5 protein-coding genes are annotated in these 4,465 nt (G+C 58.4%); 4 read left to right on the top strand and 1 reads right to left on the bottom strand.

Going from position 1 to position 4,465, the window contains the following annotated elements; translation table 11 throughout:
• Positions 1–282 precede the first annotated feature (282 nt).
• The 4 genes from VBE63_RS25120 to VBE63_RS25105 all read left to right on the top strand — a co-directional run bounded on the left by VBE63_RS25120 (position 283) and on the right by VBE63_RS25105 (position 3,015).
• Complete coding sequence (locus VBE63_RS25120; protein WP_323685744.1) at positions 283–471, top strand: hypothetical protein; 189 nt, start codon at positions 283–285, stop codon at positions 469–471.
• Positions 472–861: 390 nt separating this feature from the next.
• Complete coding sequence (locus VBE63_RS25115; protein WP_323685743.1) at positions 862–1,524, top strand: YiiX/YebB-like N1pC/P60 family cysteine hydrolase; 663 nt, start codon at positions 862–864, stop codon at positions 1,522–1,524.
• 22 nt (positions 1,525–1,546) lie between these two features.
• Positions 1,547–2,512: a hypothetical protein gene (locus tag VBE63_RS25110; protein ID WP_323685742.1), complete on the top strand. Its 966-nt coding sequence runs from the start codon at positions 1,547–1,549 to the stop codon at positions 2,510–2,512.
• A 50-nt stretch (positions 2,513–2,562) separates the two neighbouring features.
• Positions 2,563–3,015 (top strand): hypothetical protein, encoded by a 453-nt coding sequence (locus tag VBE63_RS25105; protein WP_323685741.1) that lies wholly within the window; start codon positions 2,563–2,565, stop codon positions 3,013–3,015.
• A 164-nt stretch (positions 3,016–3,179) separates the two neighbouring features.
• On the opposite strand, the gene tnpC is transcribed toward VBE63_RS25105, so the two are convergent.
• Positions 3,180–4,465, bottom strand: a 1,286-nt coding sequence (gene tnpC, locus VBE63_RS25100) for an IS66 family transposase (RefSeq protein ID WP_323685740.1), incomplete at its 5' end; no start/stop codon positions are given.

Raw genomic sequence — 4,465 nt, 5'->3', positions numbered from 1 at the left:
GATACCGGTAAGCCGCTCGCGGCTTGATGGGTTGGTCGGTATCAGGATTTTCACAGCGAAGCACTAGGCTCCTGAGAGAAACTCTCAGATGAGACCGGTATACTGTGAATCTACGCCCAGTCGAGGAAACTTATGTTGAGAATTCGAGCGGTGCAACTCAATGCTCTTGAAGGGGATCTGCGCAAGAGGGAGCTGGCTAGGTATGCCCGGGCCCGCTTCCCAGAGCCGCTTAAAGACTGGGAACCGCCTAGGGTGTCTGCGCTCTGCGAGGACGTACTCCGCATGGCAACGCGGCTTGAGATTGCGGAGGACAATGATTTCGCAACAATTCTCGACCTGATCGTGATGTACGGGAAGGATTTCCCCGATGCTGAGTGGGCAAAGGATGTTTTCTTAATGGCAGAATGGAGTGGCGCAGAAAAGATCCAGGTGCTGCGGTTGAGAGCGCAGCTGCAGATCCCGAGTGTGTGACGCTACGCTCGCACGGTATCCGCGCCGTCAGTCGAGCCCGGCCAGACTATTCTCTGTCCAGGTTTTTTGCATGGGGAGGTCGACGGCACTGGTAAACTTTGACAAGCTGACGCTAGGCACGTAAGAACTATGGCTTTAGATCGGGCTGCGGTAAAAATCGCAAATCAGCGCCTCTGGAATGCTCATCCAGAATTGGGCGGACGTCGGTTGACGACAGACGCGGCAGATAGCTCCCTGCGGGCCGAATGGATGGGATACTACAATGCCGCTGTAGCCGCAGTGGCGCCACCACCGGCAGCGGCACCGGTACCAGCTCCCCCTCCCGCCGTGGCTGCAGTGGCAGCGTGTCCAGCGTCGCCTGCACCGGCAAACACCGCAAATTGTGCCGACATGAAAAACCACGTGAAGGAGGGAGACATCGTTTTACGCGGAGAAGCCGGGGATTCGGAATCAGATTTTCTCGCGAAAGTCAGCGGATGCCCGTATAGTCACGCCGGAATTGTGGCAAAGAACGCCGCCGGAGATCTCGTCGTCGTCGACGCGTACCCAGGCCGGTCTTCAGGGGCCGTGGCCGAGACTACTGTGGACGACTTTTTTTGCGGACACCATGCCACGGACGGACTGGTAGCCCGTCCAAAGGATTGCAAAGCGGCGGAAAAGGCGGCCCAATGGGCTATGTCCCAGACCAGCGATCCCGGATATGTGTTCGACCTATGGGATCCATGGAATAGCGATCCCAAGCGGCTGTATTGCGCCGATTTCGTCTACCAATCCTTTCAGAATGCCGGGGTTGATCTGGCGCCGACGAAGACAGATCTAATGGACAGTTCCCACCGCGCGACAACGATTGCTGAAGCCCGCAAAATGGCGGCTCAGGACTCCAAATTAGCAAAACTTGCTTCAGATAAGAAAATCGAAGCGGAGCTCCGAAAGCGAACCGGTGGCAACAGTGAGTACATTACCCCGTGCCAGATGGGTTTGAACTCCGGCGTCACGCCCGCTGCCACCCTGAAGACTTCGGCAAGTGGGGGCGGAGGGACAAACAAGCCCTGAACCGTTGGATGTCGATCGAGCTATGACCGAACCTATCAAAGCCGCACAGTTCTGGGATCTCTACTTTCGCAACCTCTTTCTGCGACTGGAAAGAGATGGCAGCGGGTACAAAGGCGTTGCGTACGCCAATGATTCTGGCTTGGGACCACCTGCAGGAATTTTTCACGAACGTCCGCAGACTCAAATCCAGGTCAGCCGAGCGGAGCTCGTGAGTTACGACTACTCGAGCGACGGACGATTTTCGCTCTTTCTTGCGCGGCCAAAGAGCATCGGTACGGCTTTAGATGCGATCATCTCACAATCTTATCCCTACCGCGATCCGGCGCCGTTTAGCAAAGAGCGGATGGCCCAGCTATGTGCCGAATTGCGCGAACGAATCGGATCTGCGAATGAGCGCGAGGCTGATCTCTCCGTATTGCATGGAGAGCTGTCGCGTATGCTTGTGGAATATGCTCCAAGCTTCGATCAGCCAATTGCTGCCCTGGTGTGGCTGTTAGGGGAGTTGCGTCAGAGAGATAGCGCAGAGCCCATTCTGCAGGTTCTGCAAAATTCTCCGTATTGTCCGATCGGGAAGGTCCAAGTGCACTTCACTGCGTTGAATGCAGGTTTCGCTGCGTTGTGGAAGATTAATGATAAAGCGTCGATCTGGAAGGCTTTGGAATTGATGAGAGAGAGCGATACGTCTGGTCGTCAAAAGCTAGGCGCACTGATCGAACGCCTGTTCTCTACCAAGGAATTGCTCAGCCTCGATCTACTGGAGGAAGACTACTTCAGCGTGGATTTCTGGCTCGCGCGATTAAAGCCCTATCGAGATTGGAATACGAACGATTGGGATCGCTATGACACGAACGCCCTATTTTGGGAACTTCGATGTTTGGCGGCAATGCGTTTGTCAGCCAGTGAAGGAGGGCTTAGTCAAATGCTTCTGCGCGATGAGGTAGCGACGGTACGCGAGGCCGTTCGCCAGCAAGGGAATGGAGCCATGTAGATAGGCTGCGTTTGAAGATGAACGGTTGGTGGTGAGACGAGAGGGGGCTCATGGGCGTAATTCTGAATCCGACGATGATGCTTATGATGGGACTTGCTATGTGGCCCTTCGGGACCCGCATTGATTTGAGCACTCCTATAGCAACGATGCGGATGTTTCAAAAGGCCATCCACGCAAAGAACTGGTCCACCGCAGCGGAGTGCCTTTCGGAGGAAATTCGGAAGGAGAATGCGGATTTTCTCGGAAAAAGCATCCTGTACACTACTTCATACTGGCAGCCTTCCAGGGGCATGGAGTCCTTCTTTCAGGACGAACCGCCGCTAATCGAGAAGAGTTGCACGTTCAAGCTGTTGTCGGAAAATCAACTGCGGGCAACAATCGAAGTGGTGTACCCGCGGCAGCGGGAAAAGGCTGTTCGCCTCAAAACGATTACCTTGGAACGAAATGCCGAAGGCTTTTGGAAGATTGCAGAGATTTTTGGAGTTACTGCGCCGCCTCGCTGAACTTGGGAACCGCTGATCGGGACGCGTTTGGGACTGTTTTCGCGCACTATTTGCACCTTTTTCCGTATTCAGGACGCACCTTCCCCTCGCACCCAAGGTCCCCTTGGGTGTAAGCGTTCAGACCCCCCACCCAGATGCCGGCTTGAAGACGGGGCAACGCCGGCTCAAGCGGCTGCGGGCAACTGCGGAGCAGGCTGACCGCGCCGGCGCTCAGTGACGGCCTCAGTGATGAAGTCCCAAGGCGAGAGCCCCCGTTTGCGGCAGGTCTCGATCACACTGGCCAGTACGGCCACCGTGCGTGAACCCTGCGCAGTACGAGTGCCCTGACTGATGCGCCGAGCGATGACCCAATGCCGCAACGCTCTTTCGGCTTCATTGTTCGTCAGCGGCAGCTCAGGATGATCGAGCGTCACCCAGAAGGTGTCGAAGTCATTGAGCAACTCGCGCGCGAGCGCCTGGGTCTTCTCATGCGTGGCATTGATTTGCTCCAGACACAGGCCCCACAGCACGTTGAGCTGCTCGGCATGCTGTTGACGCAAGTCCATCGGCGGCGGTCCCTCACGGGCGGCGTAGACGCTGTCCATGACCGCCTTGAGGCATCCGCTCACTGCCTCGCCAAAGGCGCGGGCTTGGCGATCCAGACTCTCCTCTAAGCCGCGGGCTTTGCGCTGCACATGCGCTAGACAGCGCAGGCGGTTGTCGAGGTCGCGATAGGCCCAGTAGCCGTCGCTCATCAGCCAGCCGTTGAACAGGGGACCAAGGACGCTCATCAAGACCGCCTTGGAGCGCGCCCCGATGGTGAAGACGGTCGTGGTGGCCGAGGTGAAGACCCACAGCCACACCCGCTTGCCGGCCTCGAACCAGCTGGTCTCATCGGCGAGGAGCAGACCGCTGTCACGCGCCTGCTGGAGCAGTGGCTCCTCGACCACCGGTTCCAGGGCGCGCGCGGCTTCGTGGATGCATTGGTTAATGGTGGCGATCGAGAGCTCGAGGCGGAGCCAGTCGCCGAGGAATTCTTGGATGCGCCGACGTGACAGGTGCATCCGGGTGGAGAGGGCGCAGATCAAGCTCAGCCGCCGCGGGCCGACCAGATGACGTTCGCTCAGGGCGACGCTCCAGGCGTGATCGCCTGGCGTGTGACCGGGCTCGGCGCGGGTCACATGGCCGCAGCCGCAGGTGCGCTCGTGATAGGCGTGCTGGGTCTGGATGAGTTCCAAGCCGATGCGCTCTTCACCCAGGTCACAGAGGTCGAGCACGAGGTGGGCCTGGCAGGCGCCGGAAGCTCGCTCTTGGAGGTCGCTGCCGCAGCGCGCGCAGTGCGTGGGATGATGCTCGACCACCTGGGTGATCGCGAAGGTCTGGGTGCGACCATGGCCGGGGGCACCGGGGCGTTGTCCGGGGCGCTTGGGGGCCGGCTTTTGATCGGCCGTGCTCGACGGCGTCTCGCTGG

Source organism: Lamprobacter sp., from assembly GCF_034860625.1.
Classification (GTDB): Bacteria; Pseudomonadota; Gammaproteobacteria; order Chromatiales; family Chromatiaceae; genus Lamprobacter.
Note: the sequence above shows the minus strand (reverse complement) of the source record. Positions and strands in the feature narration are given on the sequence as shown.

Bases quoted from the DNA above. Each gene is read 5' to 3' on its own strand.
- VBE63_RS25105 (WP_323685741.1), top strand. From the start codon at position 2,563: ATGGGCGTAATTCTGAATCCGACGATGATGCTTATGATGGGACTTGCT.
- VBE63_RS25115 (WP_323685743.1), top strand. From the start codon at position 862: ATGAAAAACCACGTGAAGGAGGGAGACATCGTTTTACGCGGAGAAGCC.
- VBE63_RS25110 (WP_323685742.1), top strand. From the start codon at position 1,547: ATGACCGAACCTATCAAAGCCGCACAGTTCTGGGATCTCTACTTTCGC.
- VBE63_RS25120 (WP_323685744.1), top strand. From the start codon at position 283: ATGGCAACGCGGCTTGAGATTGCGGAGGACAATGATTTCGCAACAATT.